The sequence below is a fragment of the Ensifer soli genome, assembly GCF_041928815.1.
GTDB lineage: Bacteria > Pseudomonadota > Alphaproteobacteria > Rhizobiales > Rhizobiaceae > JBHFEI01.
This window is the reverse complement of sequence record NZ_JBHFEI010000001.1, coordinates 66,126-81,733: the sequence shown is the minus strand read 5'-3', so window position 1 is coordinate 81,733 and position 15,608 is coordinate 66,126. Positions and strand designations below refer to the sequence as shown.

General features: G+C 68.5%; 15 protein-coding genes and 1 pseudogene. 12 read left to right on the top strand and 4 right to left on the bottom strand.

The features are described 5' to 3' along the window. The first annotated feature begins 22 nt into the window (after window positions 1–22). The 3 genes from ACEVQ6_RS00305 to moaB all read left to right on the top strand — a co-directional run bounded on the left by ACEVQ6_RS00305 (window position 23) and on the right by moaB (window position 3,483). On the top strand, window positions 23–1,852 hold the full coding sequence (locus ACEVQ6_RS00305; RefSeq protein WP_374887341.1) for a tetratricopeptide repeat protein: 1,830 nt from the start codon (window positions 23–25) through the stop codon (window positions 1,850–1,852). Window positions 1,853–1,868: 16 nt separating this feature from the next. Beyond that, entirely contained in the window at window positions 1,869–2,822 is a 954-nt protein-coding gene (locus tag ACEVQ6_RS00300) for a 4-(cytidine 5'-diphospho)-2-C-methyl-D-erythritol kinase (protein ID WP_374886891.1), read from the top strand. 88 nt (window positions 2,823–2,910) lie between these two features. After that, on the top strand, window positions 2,911–3,483 hold the full coding sequence (gene moaB, locus ACEVQ6_RS00295) for a molybdenum cofactor biosynthesis protein B (RefSeq protein WP_374886890.1): 573 nt from the start codon (window positions 2,911–2,913) through the stop codon (window positions 3,481–3,483). Window positions 3,484–3,570: 87 nt separating this feature from the next. Here moaB and ACEVQ6_RS00290 read toward each other — a convergent pair whose 3' ends face one another. Then, window positions 3,571–4,098, bottom strand: a complete 528-nt coding sequence (locus tag ACEVQ6_RS00290; protein ID WP_374887340.1) for a glycosyltransferase family protein — start codon at window positions 4,096–4,098, stop codon at window positions 3,571–3,573. Window positions 4,099–4,292: 194 nt separating this feature from the next. Between ACEVQ6_RS00290 and ACEVQ6_RS00285 the strand changes: the two genes are divergently transcribed. The 7 genes and pseudogenes from ACEVQ6_RS00285 (at window position 4,293) to ACEVQ6_RS00255 (ending at window position 10,496) form a co-directional block, all read left to right on the top strand. Further along, entirely contained in the window at window positions 4,293–5,450 is a 1,158-nt protein-coding gene (locus ACEVQ6_RS00285; RefSeq protein ID WP_374886889.1) for a PA0069 family radical SAM protein, read from the top strand. Window positions 5,451–5,921: 471 nt separating this feature from the next. Beyond that, entirely contained in the window at window positions 5,922–6,662 is a 741-nt protein-coding gene (locus ACEVQ6_RS00280) for a ribonuclease HII (RefSeq protein WP_374886888.1), read from the top strand. Window positions 6,663–7,286: 624 nt separating this feature from the next. Then, a complete protein-coding gene (locus ACEVQ6_RS00275) occupies window positions 7,287–7,508 on the top strand; it encodes a putative signal transducing protein (RefSeq protein WP_374886887.1) in 222 nt (73 codons plus the stop codon). Next, a pseudogene (locus ACEVQ6_RS00270) lies at window positions 7,505–8,281 on the top strand (tRNA1(Val) (adenine(37)-N6)-methyltransferase); the annotation flags it as partial. The gene ACEVQ6_RS00275 and the pseudogene ACEVQ6_RS00270, both read left to right, overlap by 4 nt. A gap of 83 nt (window positions 8,282–8,364) precedes the next feature. After that, entirely contained in the window at window positions 8,365–9,219 is an 855-nt protein-coding gene (locus ACEVQ6_RS00265; RefSeq protein ID WP_374886886.1) for a S49 family peptidase, read from the top strand. A 34-nt stretch (window positions 9,220–9,253) separates the two neighbouring features. Continuing rightward, window positions 9,254–9,439, top strand: a complete 186-nt coding sequence (locus ACEVQ6_RS00260; protein WP_374886885.1) for a hypothetical protein — start codon at window positions 9,254–9,256, stop codon at window positions 9,437–9,439. Window positions 9,440–9,545: 106 nt separating this feature from the next. Then, window positions 9,546–10,496, top strand: coding sequence for a glycine--tRNA ligase subunit alpha (locus tag ACEVQ6_RS00255; RefSeq protein ID WP_374886884.1), 951 nt, complete (start codon window positions 9,546–9,548; stop codon window positions 10,494–10,496). A gap of 10 nt (window positions 10,497–10,506) precedes the next feature. On the opposite strand, the gene ACEVQ6_RS00250 is transcribed toward ACEVQ6_RS00255, so the two are convergent. Next, a complete protein-coding gene (locus ACEVQ6_RS00250; protein ID WP_374886883.1) occupies window positions 10,507–10,704 on the bottom strand; it encodes a hypothetical protein in 198 nt (65 codons plus the stop codon). Window positions 10,705–10,884: 180 nt separating this feature from the next. On the opposite strand from ACEVQ6_RS00250, the gene glyS reads away from it, so the two are divergent. Beyond that, window positions 10,885–13,002 carry a glycine--tRNA ligase subunit beta gene (glyS, locus tag ACEVQ6_RS00245; RefSeq protein WP_374886882.1) on the top strand — a complete coding sequence of 706 codons (2,118 nt, stop codon included), beginning with the start codon at window positions 10,885–10,887 and terminating at the stop codon, window positions 13,000–13,002. A 13-nt stretch (window positions 13,003–13,015) separates the two neighbouring features. Beyond that, the gene (locus ACEVQ6_RS00240) at window positions 13,016–13,522 is read left to right on the top strand and encodes a DUF523 domain-containing protein (RefSeq protein WP_374886881.1); all 507 of its coding nucleotides are present in this window, start codon (window positions 13,016–13,018) and stop codon (window positions 13,520–13,522) included. A 122-nt stretch (window positions 13,523–13,644) separates the two neighbouring features. Here ACEVQ6_RS00240 and ACEVQ6_RS00235 read toward each other — a convergent pair whose 3' ends face one another. Further along, window positions 13,645–14,145, bottom strand: a complete 501-nt coding sequence (locus ACEVQ6_RS00235) for a plant virulence effector HPE1-like domain-containing protein (protein ID WP_374886880.1) — start codon at window positions 14,143–14,145, stop codon at window positions 13,645–13,647. A 134-nt stretch (window positions 14,146–14,279) separates the two neighbouring features. After that, window positions 14,280–15,548 (bottom strand): phosphoribosylamine--glycine ligase, encoded by a 1,269-nt coding sequence (gene purD / locus ACEVQ6_RS00230; protein ID WP_374886879.1) that lies wholly within the window; start codon window positions 15,546–15,548, stop codon window positions 14,280–14,282. Window positions 15,549–15,608: the final 60 nt, after the last annotated feature.

Genomic DNA, 15,608 nt, shown 5'->3' with positions numbered 1-15,608 from the left:
GCCGGTGATGAAAGGCGTGACCATGCGGCAATACCATCCTATCCGCCTCCTGAGCGGGGCGGCGCTCTCCGTGCTCGTGGCGCTGTCGGCGGTCCCGGGCGCGCGGGCGGAAGAGGCGAAGGCGGATGCGGCGGCCGAGGTCACCTTCGATCCGGCCACCGTCAACACGTTTTCCGGCGCCTTCCTCGCCGGCCGGACGGCGGATGTCGACCGGGATTTCGACCGTGCCACCGAGCTTTATCGCATCGCTCTCGGCTTCGAGCCGGACAATGTCGACGTCAAGCAGCGGCTGATGATCACCCTTCTGATGAACGGCGCCTTCGCCGAGGGCGTCGCCATCGCCGAGACGCTGAAGGACGATGCCTCCGTCGAGCGGATCACGACGATTGCGCGTGCCGTCGAGGCGATCCGCGCCGGCCGGCCGTCGGCGGCGACGAAGATCCTCACCTATGACGGGCCGAACGACCTCGACCGCCTGATGAACGGCCTGCTGCTCGCCTGGGCCGAGCACGGACGCGGCAAGACCAAGGACGCGATCCGCATGATCGACGCGATGGATGGGCCGGAATGGTTCGCCATCTTCAAGAACTATCATGCGGGCGCGATCGCGATCGCCAAGGGCGACGTCGCCTCCGCCCGTTCCCATCTCAGCGCCGCGGTGCTCGACCGCAATGGCGGCGCCACCGCGCCCGACACCTTCATGCGCGCCGTCACAGCGCTTGCCGCCCTGGAGGCCAGGCAGGGCAACCGGCAGAAGGCGCTCGACACGCTCGCCGCCGGCGAGACGCTCCTCAACAACTACTCGCCGCTCGCGGCCCTGCGTGCCTCGATCGAGGCGGGCAAGGTGCCGGCCCAGCAGGTCACCAATGCGACCGAGGGGGCGGCGGCCGTGCTGTTCTCGATCGGCGCGGCGCTCAACCGCGACGGGGCCGAGGATATCGTCTCCCTCTACCTGCAGACCGCCCGCAACCTCGATCCGAAGAGCGCCGACATTCTCGTCATGCTCGGCGGCATTTCGGAAAGCCTGAAGAAGACCGACAAGGCGATCGAATATTACCGCAGCGTGCCTGCCGATTCGCCGATGCGCCGCCTGTCGGAACTCCAGCTCGGCCTCGGCCTCGCCGGCATCGGCAAGGTGGAGGAGGCGAAGAGCCACCTGAAATCGCTGATCGACCTCGACCCGAAGGACATGCGCAGCTACCTCGCCTATGGCAGCGTGCTGTCGGACGCCAAGGACTACAAGGAGATGGGCGCGGTCTATGACCGCGCGGTCGGCGAGATCGGCCCGAAGCCGGCCCGGACGCACTGGACGATCTTCTTCCAGCGCGGCATCGCCTATGAGCGGCAGAAGATCTGGGACAAGGCCGAGCCCAATTTCCGCAAGGCGCTGGAGCTCAATCCGGACCAGCCGCAGGTGCTGAACTATCTCGGCTATTCCTGGGTCGACATGAACATGAACCTCGACGAGGGCCTGGACATGATCCGCCGCGCCGTCGAGCTGAAGCCGGACGACGGCTATATCGTCGATTCGCTCGGCTGGGCCTATTACCGCCTGTCGCGCTTCGACGAGGCGGTGCAGGAACTGGAGCGCGCCGCGGAGCTGCAGGCCGGAGATCCGACGATCAACGATCATCTCGGCGATGCCTACTGGCGCACCGGCCGCAGGCTCGAGGCCGTCTACCAGTGGAACCAGGCGCTCGAACTGAAGCCGGAGGAGGCCGAGATCCCCAAGATCAAGGCGAAGATCGAGAAGGGCCTGCCGCCGCTCGACAACACCGTTCCGGCGGCCGACGCGCGCGAGCCGAAGGCGAAGGGCGGCACCGCCGCCGTGCTGCCCGACAAGAAGTCCTGATCCGGCGGCCCATCGCATGACGGCATCGTCCGCCGCCTTCGTGCGGCATCACGCGCCGGCGAAGGTCAATCTCGCCCTGCACGTCGTCGGCCAGCGGGCCGACGGCCACCACCTGCTCGAAAGCATCGTCGCCTTCGCCGATATCGGCGACACGATTGATGTCGCCCCGGCGCCGCAGGACGGGTTTTCCGTCGACGGTCCCTTCGCGGCGGGCCTGCCGCTGACGGCCGATGCCCCCGGCGGCAATCTCGTGCTGCGGGCGCGCGACCTTCTGCGCGGCGCCTTCGAGCGCCGGGGGTGGCCGGCGCCGCCGGTGGCGATTAGCCTGCACAAGGCGCTTCCGGTCGCCTCGGGCATCGGCGGCGGCTCGGCCGATGCGGCTGCGACGCTGCGCGCCCTGACGGCGCTCTGGGGCGGCATGCCCGATGTCGCGAGCCTCGACGCGATCGCCCTGTCGCTCGGCGCGGATGTGCCGATGTGCCTGCAAGGCAGGCCGCTCCTCGCCCGTGGCATTGGCGAGCGGATCGAGCTGCTCGATGCGTTCCCGACTTTGCCGCTCGTCCTCGTCAATCCGCTCGTCGGCGTCGCGACGCCCGCCGTCTTCCGGGCGCTGCGGCGCAAGGAGAACCCGCCGCTCCCGTTGAGCCCGGCGGACGGAACGGCGATTGCCTGGCGAAGCGCGCTCGGGCCGCTGCGCAACGACCTGCAACCGCCCGCGATCGACACCGAGCCCCGGATCGGCGCCGTGCTTGCGGCGCTCGATGCGACGGGAGCGGAGATCGTGCGCATGTCGGGTTCCGGCGCCACCTGCTTCGGCCTCTATGCCGATGAAACGGCGGCGGCGCGGGCGGCCGACAGCTTGTCGCAGCGCCATCCCGGCTGGTATGTGCGGGCCTGCCGCACGCTGGCCACGGCGGCGGGCGGCGACACTCCGGCGTCGCCCGATGTCGGGCAGGCGCTGGCCGTCTGACGCAGCGTCAGGACGCGACGGCAGCGGACCGGCGCACGGTCCGGATCAGTGTGGAAGCGCCGGACGGGCGCGAAGGGAGCGGGCGGAGATGGCCGGACAGGACGACACACGCAGTTTCATGGCGCTCGGCATCGCGGTGCTGACGGTCTCCGATACCCGCACGCCGTCCGACGACCGTTCCGGCGATACGCTGGTCGAGCGGATTGCCGCGGCCGGCCATCGGCTGGCGGACCGGGCCATCGTGCCGGACGAGCGCGGGGCGATCGCCGGGCGCGTCCGTGCCTGGGCCGACGATCCCGCGGTCGATGTCGTCATCACCACCGGCGGCACCGGCTTCACCGGCCGTGACGTCACGCCTGAGGCGATCGAGCCGCTGTTCGACAAGCGGATGGACGGATTTTCGATCGTCTTTCATCGCCTGTCCTACGACAAGATCGGCACGTCGACGATCCAGTCGCGCGCGACCGCCGGCCTTGTCGGCACGACCTTCGTCTTCGTCCTGCCGGGCTCGCCCGGGGCCTGCCGCGACGCCTGGGACGGAATTCTCGCGCAGCAACTCGACTACCGCCATCGCCCCTGCAATTTCGTCGAGATCCTGCCGCGGCTCGACGAGCATCTGCGGCGCGGCGCGGCGCCTTCGAGCACAATCCGGCCGGAGTGACACGAGGCTCGGCCGCACGATTCTCCAGGACGAAGTGTTTGGAGCGCCGTTCTGATACGATCCGATGGAACCGCGCTGCAAGCGACGTCAGCGGGCGCCGATCGAACGTGTCGTCACCCAGGCGGGCACGAGCTCGGTGGAAAGCCGGGCGGTCCTGACGCTTGCCGCCATGTCCTTCAGCGACAGGCCGCTCCGCGCGATCGTCAGCGCCTGGCGCTTCGAGATCAGGCAGCCCTGCTCCAGCGCATCCACGCGCCGCGCCATCCGCTCGAAGAACGGGCGGCGATGCTGACGGGACGGGGAGAACCGGGCCGGCGAGGCCCCGGTGATGACGAATTCGGCGATCTCGCCGATCCAGCCCGCGCCGGGACGGGCGCCGGGCTCCAGAAGCAGGAGCCAGTCGCCCCGCGCCGAGCGCACCACGTCGCGCATGTCCCAGTGGGTGAGAAAACGGCAGCCGGCAGCATCGGCGACCCGGGCCGAACCGTCGCGGGATCCGTGATCAAGAATGATCACGTCGCAGATCAGTCCTTCGATCGCGCCCGCCACGAGAACGGACAGCGTCTGCGCCATTTCGCCTTCGCTATCGCGGGTTTCTAGGATCACCGTCAGCATGCCGTCGTGAATATCGCATCGGAGCGGGAATTGCCACATGCAGGGACGATTCCCGTCGATGATCGAGCATGATCCGGCGGCCATCGGCGGGAGGCCAGCATATGGGATTTTGTTCTTGCAATGTTCTTGTTTCTCGGTTAGGAATTTAGTCATCACATCAGATAAGCCGTGTCGCGCGGTTCCGGAGAATCAGGATGACCGATCTGTCGCAGATGGGGCAGGGCGCCTTTGCGCCCGCCAACACGGCCGATGTCGCCGAGGCGCTGGTCGCCGGTTCAGGCATGCGGATGGACACCCAGCGCCGCCGGGGGCGGGGGGCCGCGTTGAACATGAGCGGCCGTTTCGAGCCCGTGAGCCGCGAGGGTTTCGACGACGGCTGGGCGCTTGACGAGGAACTGCCGCCCCTGCGCACCGAGGTGCAGGTCGAGAAGCCGCGCAGCATCATCAGCCGCAACGATTCCCCCGACCTTCCGTTCGACCGCTCGGTCAATCCCTATCGCGGCTGCGAGCATGGCTGCGTCTATTGCTTCGCCCGGCCGACCCACGCCTTCATGGGACTGTCTCCGGGGCTCGACTTCGAAAGCAAGCTTTTCGCCAAGCCGGACGCGCCGCGGCTGCTCGAGCGCGAACTGTCGCGGCCGGGCTACGTTCCCCGCCCGATCGCCATCGGCACCAACACCGATCCCTACCAGCCGATCGAGAAGGAGTGGCGGCTGATGCGCCAGATCCTCGAAGTGCTGAAGGCGGCGGACCATCCGGTGATGATCGTCACCAAGTCGGCGATGGTCACCCGCGATCTCGACCTTCTTGCGCCGATGGCGGAGAAGGGGCTGGCCCGCGTCGGCCTCTCCGTCACCACGCTCGACCGCAAGCTCGCCCGGGCGATGGAGCCGCGGGCCTCGACGCCGGCGCGGCGGCTGGAGGCGATCCGCGCCCTGGCGGATGCCGGCATTCCCGCCGCCGTTCTGGTCTCCCCGGTCATTCCGGCGCTCAACGACCATGAGATCGAGCGCATTCTTGATTCGGCGCGGGCCGCCGGAGCCGGCGAGGCAAGCTATGTCCTTCTCCGGCTGCCGCTCGAGATCAGCCCGCTGTTTCGCGACTGGCTGCTGCGCCATTATCCGCATCGCTATCGTCACGTGATGGAACTGCTGCGCTCCATGCGCGGCGGCAAGGATTACGACGCCGAATTCGGCAAACGGATGAAAGGGAGCGGTCCCTATGCCTGGCAGATCGGCCGCCGGTTCCAGATGGCTGCTCGGCGGCTCGGCTTCAATGCGGAGCGCACGTCCCTGCGCACCGATCTCTTCGTGCCGCCCGGCGGCTTCGGTGTCCAGCTCTCGCTGCTTTAAAGCGTGCCTCGCAAGGGCGTGTAACGGTTTTGCGAAAAGACACGCGTAAAAACACAGACCTAAGCGTATGAGCGAATCTGAAAGATCGTGACACGCTTTAGGAAGGGTTCGAGCCGGGTTCACGGTGGCGGCGGGCGTCCATCCCGGCCGACCGGTTCTGTTTCGCCTGCCGATTGTCGGTCTTGCGTCGGCGGCGGGCGTCGCCGGAAGCGTCGTTCCGGGAGGATGTCCAGCCGAAGGCGTCCGGTCCGGTCCCGGGCGATGCGGCGGAGTGAAAAAGGAGAGTTGGTAAAGGGTGCATGTCCGGTCGTCCCCCGGCATCTGGCATCCGGCGGCCGCAACCGATGCGCAGTGCGAAATGACGATATCCCGGATCGCTCCTGCCCCTGGGGCGGTCCGGGCGGGTCCTCCGGTCGCCGCCCCTGCCGGAGGGTCTTGCAGGGAATCGGACAGGTATGCGACGTTCGCCGCATGTCCCGTCGTGTCCGGTCCGATTCCCCCCGTTTCTGTGATGGCGCGCCCGCGACGCCGCCGCGCAGCGGCCCGGATTTCTCGATCGAGGCGATGGCGATCGCGGCCGGTGCCATGCGCGTCGCCGGCACGGACGAAGCCGGTCGCGGACCGCTTGCCGGGCCTGTCGTGGCGGCCGCCGTCGTGCTGACGCCGGAGCGCATTCCCGCCGGCCTCGACGACAGCAAGCTGCTGACGGCTTCGCGGCGGGAGCAGCTCTTCGCCGAGATCCTCGCCGTCGCCGACGTCTCGGTCGCCAGTTCCCCTGCGGCGCTGATCGACCGGATCGACATTCGCAAGGCGAGCCTCGACGCGATGCGCCGCGCGGTTCTCGGACTGTTCGGGCCGGCCCCGGATCTGGTGCTCGTCGACGGACGTGACGTCCCGGAAGGGTTGCCGTGTCCCGGCGAGGCGCTGGTTAAGGGCGACAGCCGCTCCGTATCAGTCGCCGCCGCCTCGATCGTCGCCAAGGTCCTGCGCGACCGGATGATGGCCCGCGCCGACAGGGATTTCCCCGAATACGGTTTCGCCCGTCATGCGGGTTACGGAACGGTTGAACACCGGTCGGCGATCGCGCGGTTCGGTCCCTGCGCGCTCCACCGGATGAGTTTCAGGCCGTTGCGCACCGCCGAGCAGAAGGGAGCAGCGCCGCTGGGAAGCGCGGAACCGCGATCTGCACGCGGGACGGACGAGGACCGGTGACCGAGCCGTGCCGGTAGGGAGGGCAAGCAATGTCCGGCCTCTCGCGGGATGGCAATGGCAGGTCATCGGAAAGAGCGATGGCGATAGGAGACGCGGGCATGACCGGCGCGCCGGTCCGGCGCCTGATCGTCGAAGGTGCCTGATACGTGGACAGGCATCCGGCTGACACGGCGCGTTTTCGGTCCGATCATGGCGGATCTCTGTGCCTTGGCGACGCCGGCCAGGCACTCGGTGCATCGGATGCAAGCGGGTATCTCCAACGCCGGGCGGGAACAAGGGCGCCTGACAAACCCTCGCAGGCTCGACCGTCCGATGCTGTTCGCCGCCGACGTCGTTGCCAGTCCTCGTCGATGCTTTTCAGCATCCGCTGCGGTTGGCGCCTTCGAGTTAACAAAACCCTCCGGCCACCCTCAGCCCGGAGGTCGTGTCAGGCGCGCCAGGGCGTCGTCGCGCGATACAGGGGGTGAGACCGCGCCTGTCGATGGCACGAGTGTGAAGGCCGGCCGCAGCCGCAAGAGAGGATGGCTTGCGTCCGCCAGCAAATCCCGCCATTGAACCGGAAAGGAATGGACGCGACGCCATCCGCGTCCGCCGGCCCCGGAGGCCGCGAAACGAGGATTGCCCGTGGAAGAACTCATTCGCACCAATGATGTCGTGCTGCTCTCCTTCGCCCAGAGCCTCTTGAAGGATTCGGGGATCGTGCCGATCGTTGCCGATGAGGGGATGAGCGTGCTCGAGGGATCGCTCGGCCTTCTGCCGCGCCGCCTCCTCGTCACGACCGGCGATGCGGAGGAGGCGCGCGCCCTGCTCGCCGCCGCCGGTCTCGGCGGCGAATTGCGGGAATGACGCCGGTGGAGCCGGGCGAGACGGTCGATGCCTTCCATCGCGGCCGCTTCCATGTGCTGCAGCCGAAGGGGGGCGGCCATCGCTCCGGCATGGATGCGATGCTGCTTGCCGCTCTCGTCTCGTCCGACCGGCCCTGCCGCGTCGCCGATCTGGGCGCGGGCGCGGGTGCCGCCGGCATGGCCGTCGCCGCGCGCCTGGCGGATGCCGAGGTGCTGCTCGTCGAGCGTTCCGCGGCCATGGCCGGGTTCGCCCGCCGCAGTCTGGCTTTGCCCGAGAATGCCCCCTTCTCCGGCCGCGTCGGCGTGCTTGAGGCGGACGTGACCCTTGCCGGCCGCGCCCGCGTCGCCGCCGGCCTTGCCGACGACCGTTTCGACCATGTGATCATGAATCCGCCCTTCAACGAAGGCGTCGACCAGCGCACGCCCGACACGCTGAAGGCGGAAGCCCATGCCATGTCGGACGGCCTGCTTTCCGTCTGGATCCGCACGGCGGGCGCGATCCTGAAGCCGAAGGGACAGGTCTCGCTCATCGCGCGGCCCCATTCCCTGGGCGAGATCCTCAATGCCTGCGGCAGCCGCTTCGGCGGCATCGAGGTGACGCCGGTGCATCCGCGCGCCGGCGAGGATGCCGTGCGCATCCTCGTCACCGCGATCAAGCAGAGCCGGGCACGGCTCGTTCTGCGCGCGGGCCTCGTCCTGCATCATGGTCCCGGTCATGCGATCGCGCCGATGGTCGATGATTTCAACAATGGCCGCGCCGCCTATCGCCGGCAGGGAAAACCGCGTTCCCCCATTGCGTTTCGGCACGAAGACCATACATGCGGTGCGAGACATGAGGATCAGGTAACGGAGAGATCATGACGGGCTGGGTGAAGCGGCTGCTGCCGAAGCGATTTCGCAAGGATGGCGTGACGATCCCCGTCGTGCGCATGAACGGCACGATCATGTCCGGCGGCAGCGCCTTCCGGCCGATGCTGAACCTCGCCTCGGTCGCCGCCGCGCTCGACAAGGCCTTCGCCGTCAAGACCGCGCCGGCGGTCGCGATCTCGATCAATTCGCCGGGCGGCTCCCCGGTGCAGTCGCGGCTGATCTACCGGCGCATCCGCGATCTCGCGGCGGAGAAGAACAAGCGGGTGCTGGTCTTCGTCGAGGACGTCGCCGCGTCCGGCGGCTATATGATCGCGCTTGCCGGCGACGAGATCATCGCTGATCCGACCTCGATCGTCGGCTCGATCGGCGTGGTCTCGGGCGGCTTCGGCTTTCCGGAACTGCTGAAGAAGATCGGGGTCGAGCGCCGCGTCTATACCGCCGGCGAGAACAAGGTGATCCTCGATCCGTTCCAGCCGGAAAAGGAGCGCGACGTCGAATTCCTCAAAGGATTGCAGCTCGACATTCACGACGTGTTCATCGCCATGGTGAAGGAGCGCCGCGGGCCTCGGCTGGCGCAGGATGCGGACCTCTTCTCCGGTATGTTCTGGACCGGCCGGCGCGGGCTCGACCTCGGCCTCGTCGACGGCCTCGGCGACATGCGCGGCGAATTGCGCAGGCGCTATGGCGACGCGGTCAGGCTGGAACTCGTCTCGCCGCCGCGCGGCTTTCTCGGCCGCCGCCAGCCGGGGGCGGGCCTGATGGCCGGCGCCATGCCCGCGGCGATCTCGGCCCTTGCCGAAGCGGCCGAGGAACGGGCATTGTGGAGCCGTTACGGTCTATGACGGGATGCCGCGCGCGTCGGCAGGGGAGACGACCATGCCGCAGTTGATTGCGCTTCTTCTGTTCCTGGCGATCGCCTGGATCGGCTATCGCAAGTTCATCGCCGATGCCGAGCGGCTGCGGCGCCATCATGACGAACTGCGCCGGCGCGAGGCGAACAACACCCAAGGGACGCTGGTGCAGGACCCCGAGACCGGGGAATACCGGCTGAAGCAGGACTGAGGCCGTCCAGGGCCGCGCGGCGATCGAGCGGCCGGACGCCCCTTGACCGGACAAGCGCCTTCATGGCAGGTCGGGCGCAGTTTTCGACTGCGGCGCGAGACCTGCGATGACCGAGACCCTGCCTGACCACATGAACCCGAAGCGCTCCTTCCAGGCGCTGATCCTGACGCTTCATGCCTATTGGGCCGACAAGGGCTGCGCCGTGCTGCAGCCTTACGACATGGAGGTCGGCGCCGGCACGTTCCATCCGGCGACGACGCTCCGCGCGCTCGGGCCGAAACCGTGGCGGGCGGCCTATGTGCAGCCGTCGCGCCGCCCCTCCGACGGGCGCTATGGCGAGAATCCCAACCGGTTGCAGCATTACTACCAGTATCAGGTGATCCTGAAGCCGAACCCGTCCAACCTGCAGGAGCTCTATCTCGGCTCGCTTTCGGCGATCGGGCTCGATCCGCTGCTGCACGACATCCGTTTCGTCGAGGACGACTGGGAGAGCCCGACGCTCGGCGCCTGGGGACTCGGCTGGGAGTGCTGGTGCGACGGCATGGAAGTGTCGCAGTTCACGTATTTTCAGCAGGTCTGCGGGCTCGAATGCGCGCCGGTCTCGGGCGAGCTCACCTACGGGCTCGAGCGCCTCGCCATGTATGTGCAGGGCGTCGACAATGTCTACGACCTGAATTTCAACGGCCGCGAGGGCGCGGAGAAGATCAGCTATGGCGACGTCTTCCTGCAGGCCGAGCAGGAATATTCGCGGCACAATTTCGAATATGCCGACACGGCGATGCTGCACCGCCATTTCATCGACGCGGAGCGGGAATGTGAGGCGCTGCTTGCCGCCGGCGCTCCGGGCGACGCGAATGCGCTGCACCGCTGCGTGCTGCCGGCCTATGACCAGTGCATCAAGGCGAGCCACGTCTTCAACCTGCTCGATGCGCGCGGCGTGATCTCGGTGACGGAGCGGCAGAGTTATATCCTGCGCGTGCGCACGCTGGCGAAGGCCTGCGGCGAGGCCTTCCTGCTGACCGAGGCCGGCGGCGCGACTTACCCGGCCGCCGCCTGAGCCCTCTGCCTCAGAGCGTGTCGCTCGTCTCGACGCCGATCTGCCAGAGAGGCTTCAGCGTCGGATAGGCGCCGGTCGGAAGCTGGCCGGCATAGGTCTGCAGCGCGCGGCGGATGCCGCAGGGCTTTTCCGCCGGCACCGCGCCTGTCTGCACAACCAGGAGCGCCGAGAAGGCGACGGCGTTGAGGAGAAGGGCGGCGGTGTTCATGGCGGTCGGGTCCGGGCTGGCGTTGTCGATGCCCGACTGTCGCCCGGATCGGCGCCTGCCGCGGTTCCCTGCGGAACATGTCCCGCCCTCCGCCATTTCCGGCCCGCCGGCCGGGTGACTTTTCCATCGCAAGGCTCTAAAAGCCGCGCGAGCCCAGACCTTCAACGGACCCCTGACCCCATGCCCGATCTTCTTATCGAACTTCGCTCAGAGGAAATCCCGGCGCGCATGCAGCGCAAGGCGGCCGGCGACCTGCGCAAGCTGGTCACCGACGCGCTGGTCGGGGCGGGCCTGACCTATGAGGGCGCGCGCGAATACTGGACGCCGCGCCGGCTGACCCTCGACATTCGCGGCCTTGGCGCCCGCTCGGCCGACCTCAGCGAGGAGCGCAAAGGCCCGCGCACCGACGCCAACGACAAGGCGATCGAAGGGTTCTTGCGCGGCGCCGGGCTTGCATCCATCGCGGACGCCCATGTCCATCGCGATCCGAAAAAGGGTGATTTCTATGTCGCCCACATCGTCAGGCCGGGCCGGCCGACGCCTGAGATCGTCGCCGAGGTGATGCCGGGCATCATCCGCACTTTCCCCTGGGGCAAGCCGATGCGCTCAGGCCCGGCATCGGCGAAGCCGGGGGCGCTGCGCTGGGTGCGGCCGCTGCAGTCGATCGTCTGCACCTTCGGCTCGGAAACCGAGGAGACGGTGGTGATCCCCTTCGAGATCGACGGCATCGTCGCCTCGAACGTCACCTATGGCCACCGCTTCCATGCGCCCGACGCGATCACCGTGCGCCGTTTCGACGATTACGTCGAGAAGCTGGAGAAGGCGAAGGTGGTGCTCGACGGCGACCGCCGCAAACAGATCATCGCCTCCGACGCGGCCAACATCGCCTTCGCCGCCGGCCTCGAACTGGTCGAGGACGAGGCGCTGCTCGAGGAGGTCTCCGGCCTCGTCGAGTGGCCGCAGGTGCTGATGGGGACGTTCGAGGACGCCTATCTGGAGATCCCGGCGGAAATCATCCGCCTGACGATCAAGACCAACCAGAAGTGCTTCGTCACGCGGCCAGTCGGCGAGACGGAGATGCTGTCGAACCGCTTCATCCTCGTCTCCAACATCGAGGCGAAGGACGGCGGCGCCGAAATCATCCACGGCAACGGCAAGGTCGTGCGCGCGCGCCTCTCCGACGCGCGCCACTTCTGGATCCGCGACCAGGGCGACCTGCCGGACCTCGACACGCTGAAACCCTCGGCGGAAAAATTTGGCCTCGATCTCGCCAAGCCGCTCGACCAGCGCATGGCGAAGCTCGACGCGCTGAACGTCACCTTCCATGCCAAGCTCGGCACGCAAGGCGAGCGCGTCGCCCGTATCCGGGCGCTGGCGAAGGAACTGGCGCCGCTCACTGGCGCCGATGCCGCCGCCGTCGACCGCGCCGTCGTGCTCGCCAAGGCCGACCTGCGCACGGAGGCCGTCGGCGAGTTTCCGGAGCTCCAGGGCATCATGGGGCATAAATACGCCCTGCTCCAGGGCGAGAGCGCCGAGGTCGCCGCAGCGATCGAGGACCACTGGAAGCCGAACGGCCCCTCCGACCGCCTGCCGGCGAACCGGATCGGCCTCACCGTGGCGCTCGCCGACAAGCTCGATACGCTGACCGGCTTCTGGGCGATCGACGAGAAGCCGACGGGGTCCAAGGATCCTTACGCGCTGCGCCGCGCGGCGCTGGGCGTGATCCGGATTCTGCTGGAGCGGGGTGTGCGGCTGCCGCTGTCGCGTGTTGTCACCGATGGCGACCTGCTCTCCTTCTTCCACGACCGTCTCAAAGTCTATTTGCGCGATCTCGGCGCCCGGCATGACCTGATCGATGCCGTGCTGACGCCGGAGGCCGACGACCTGCTGATGGTCGCCCGCCGCGTCGAGGCGCTGACGGCGTTCATCACGTCGCAGGAGGGGCTGGACCTGCTCGCCGGCACCAAGCGCGCGACGCAGCTTCTTTCGGCAGAGGAGAAGAAGGGCACGGTCGTCGCCGATGCCGTCGACCCCGCGCTGTTCACCCTGGAAGCCGAGAGCGCGCTGCACGCCGCGATCGAGATCGCCGCGACGGAAGCCGGGGCCGCGATCGGCGACGAGGATTACCGCTCGGCCATGGCGGCGCTGTCGCGGCTGCGCGAGCCGGTCGACCGCTTCTTCGCCGACGTGCTCGTCAACGACGAGGATCCGGCGGTGCGCGCCAACCGCCTGGCGCTGCTCGGCCGCATCCGCGCGGCCACGGGCACGGTCGCCGATTTCTCGAAGATCGCCGGCTGAGCCGGGCGCGCCGATGGGCTCCAACATCCTGGTCAGCGCCTGCCTGATGGGCCTGCCTGTGCGCTACGACGCGAAGGCGAAGCCGCTTGCGAGCGCGCATCTTCAGCGATGGCGGGCCGAGGGTCGGCTCGTTTCGGTCTGTCCCGAGCTTTCCGGCGGCTTCGCCATCCCGCGCGCGCCGGCGGAGATCGCCGACGGGCTCACTGGCGACGATGTGCTCGACGGCCGCGCGCGCGTGATCGAGAGGGGCGGGCGCGACGTCACCGCGGCTTTCCTCGCCGGCGCCGAGGCTGCCCTGGCGCTTGCGCGCGAAACCGGCTGCCGGCACGCTTTGCTGATCGACGGCAGCCCGTCCTGCGGTTCCTCGGCGATCCATGACGGCCGGTTTTCCGGGCGGAGGCATGCGGGCAACGGCGTCACGGCGGCGCTGCTGCGCCGCCATGGCATCACGCTCTATTCGGGGCAGGAGATCGAGGCGCTGGCGCTGGCCGTCGACGGCGACGCGGCGGAAGGCCCATAGGAAAGAAGGCGCATAAGAAAACAGCGCCCCTGCTTCTCTTCAGGGGCGCTGAATGCCGCCCGAGGGCGGATACCCGTTCAGCCGAGGCTACGCGGCTGGCCAGGGCAGGGAACTTACAAGGGTCACTCTAGCCGAAGTTTGAAGCCGGCGCCATCAATTTCCTGTGAGTTTACGGCGGAAACACCGGCTGCGACCGGTTCGGCCACCTTGACCTCGGCCACCGCCGCGGTTTTCGCCGTCGAATCAACGACGGGCGCGCTCTGGGCGAGGGCGGTTGCCGGCTTCGCCGGAGCCTCCATCGCGGTGATCATCTCCGGGGTCGCCTTGACGATGATGGTCACCGGCGAGCCGCCGAGCCAGGATTCGACCCGGACCAGCTTCTTCTGGCCGTTGATCTCCCGGATCTCCGAGCGCTCCGTGCCCGGCGCGAGTTCGGGAACCGCATAGAGGTTCTTCTTCTTTTCGATCAGCGGCGGGCAGTGGTCGCAACGGATCACCGCGACGCTGCCATTGCCGGCGCCGAAGGAGGGAACGGCGTCGACCGAGCCGGCGAAAGCGGGCGATCCGGCGAAGGCGGGCGCCGCGGCCAGGGCGACGACCGCGCGGGTCAGGCTCATGCGCATCGATACGGTACTCCTCTGGCGGGCAGGGCCGGCGATGGCGCCGTCCCCGTCTTCATGGGCGCACCCTAGCAAAGCCCCGTTACGGCCCCGTCAGGAGAATTGGTAAAAATTGAGCGACCGGCGGCTTTCGGCGCTCACGCCTCGCGCGCGACCGCGCGCCAGCCGATGTCGCGGCGGCAGAAGCCGCCCGGCCAGTCGACGGCGTCGACCGCGGCATAGGCGCGCGCGCGCGCCTCGGAGACGCTGGCCCCGGTCGCCGTGACGTTGAGGACGCGCCCGCCGGTCGCGACCAGGGTTCCTTCCTTCGTCGCCGTCCCGGCATGGAACACCTTCGTGCCGGGGCCACTTTCGGGCAGAGGGCCGATCGGCGTGCCCTTGGCATAGGCGCCGGGATAGCCCTTCGAGGCCATCACCACGGTCAGCGCCGTCTCGTCGCGCCAGCCGGCGGTGGCGTCGCCGAGCCCGCCGGTCGCCGCCGCATGCAGCAGCGACAGAAGGTCGGCGTTAAGCCGCATCATCAGGACTTGGCATTCGGGATCGCCGAAGCGGACATTGTATTCGATGAGTTCCGGCCCCTTCGCCGTGATCATCAGCCCCGCGAACAGCACGCCGGAGAAGGGATGGCCGGCCGCCGCCATCCCCCTGACGGTCGGGCGGATGATCTCCTCCATGGTGCGCGCCACCATCGCCTCGCTCATCACCGGCGCCGGCGAATAGGCGCCCATGCCGCCGGTGTTCGGCCCCTCGTCGCCGTCATAGGCGCGCTTGTGGTCCTGGGCGGAGGCGAGCGGCAGCACGTCGGTCCCGTCGCAGAGGCAGAAGAAGCTCGCCTCCTCGCCGTCGAGATAGGCCTCGACGACCACCTCCGCGCCGGCCGCGCCGAAGGCGCCGTCGAAACAGTCGCCGATCGCGGCGATCGCCGCGTCGAGCGTCATCGCCACGGTGACGCCCTTGCCGGCGGCGAGCCCGTCGGCCTTGATCACGATCGGCGCGCCCTGTTCGCGGACATAGGCGACGGCGTCCCCGGCATCGGAAAAGCGGCGATAGGCGCCGGTCGGGATGTTGTTTGCGGCGCAGAGGTCCTTGGTGAAGCCCTTCGAGCCCTCGAGCTGGGCCGCGGCGGCCGAGGGTCCGAAGACGGTGATGCCGCCCTCCCTCAGCCGGTCGGCGAGGCCCGCGACCAGCGGCGCCTCCGGGCCGACGACGACGAGGTCGATCGCCTTCTCGAGGCAGAAGGCCCGGACGGCCGCATGGTCGTCGATGTCGAGCGCGACGAGCTCGGCCTCTTCGGCGATGCCCGGATTGCCCGGCGCCGCGTAAAGCGCCGTCAGGCGCGGCGACTGCCGGAGCTTCCATGCCAGCGCATGTTCGCGCCCGCCCGAGCCAATCAGCAATACCTTCATCGCGCTCTCCGTCCGTCATGGGGCCTGCGCAGGCGGTTACGGCGCGGGGAAGGGGAGGTC

Bases quoted from the DNA above. Each gene is read 5' to 3' on its own strand.
- ACEVQ6_RS00305 (WP_374887341.1), top strand. From the start codon at position 23: ATGCGGCAATACCATCCTATCCGCCTCCTGAGCGGGGCGGCGCTCTCC.
- ACEVQ6_RS00300 (WP_374886891.1), top strand. From the start codon at position 1,869: ATGACGGCATCGTCCGCCGCCTTCGTGCGGCATCACGCGCCGGCGAAG.
- moaB (WP_374886890.1), top strand. From the start codon at position 2,911: ATGGCCGGACAGGACGACACACGCAGTTTCATGGCGCTCGGCATCGCG.
- ACEVQ6_RS00290 (WP_374887340.1), bottom strand. From the start codon at position 4,098: ATGCTGACGGTGATCCTAGAAACCCGCGATAGCGAAGGCGAAATGGCG.
- ACEVQ6_RS00285 (WP_374886889.1), top strand. From the start codon at position 4,293: ATGACCGATCTGTCGCAGATGGGGCAGGGCGCCTTTGCGCCCGCCAAC.
- ACEVQ6_RS00280 (WP_374886888.1), top strand. From the start codon at position 5,922: ATGTCCCGTCGTGTCCGGTCCGATTCCCCCCGTTTCTGTGATGGCGCG.
- ACEVQ6_RS00265 (WP_374886886.1), top strand. From the start codon at position 8,365: ATGACGGGCTGGGTGAAGCGGCTGCTGCCGAAGCGATTTCGCAAGGAT.
- ACEVQ6_RS00260 (WP_374886885.1), top strand. From the start codon at position 9,254: ATGCCGCAGTTGATTGCGCTTCTTCTGTTCCTGGCGATCGCCTGGATC.
- ACEVQ6_RS00255 (WP_374886884.1), top strand. From the start codon at position 9,546: ATGACCGAGACCCTGCCTGACCACATGAACCCGAAGCGCTCCTTCCAG.
- ACEVQ6_RS00250 (WP_374886883.1), bottom strand. From the start codon at position 10,704: ATGAACACCGCCGCCCTTCTCCTCAACGCCGTCGCCTTCTCGGCGCTC.
- glyS (WP_374886882.1), top strand. From the start codon at position 10,885: ATGCCCGATCTTCTTATCGAACTTCGCTCAGAGGAAATCCCGGCGCGC.
- ACEVQ6_RS00240 (WP_374886881.1), top strand. From the start codon at position 13,016: ATGGGCTCCAACATCCTGGTCAGCGCCTGCCTGATGGGCCTGCCTGTG.
- ACEVQ6_RS00235 (WP_374886880.1), bottom strand. From the start codon at position 14,145: ATGCGCATGAGCCTGACCCGCGCGGTCGTCGCCCTGGCCGCGGCGCCC.
- purD (WP_374886879.1), bottom strand. From the start codon at position 15,548: ATGAAGGTATTGCTGATTGGCTCGGGCGGGCGCGAACATGCGCTGGCA.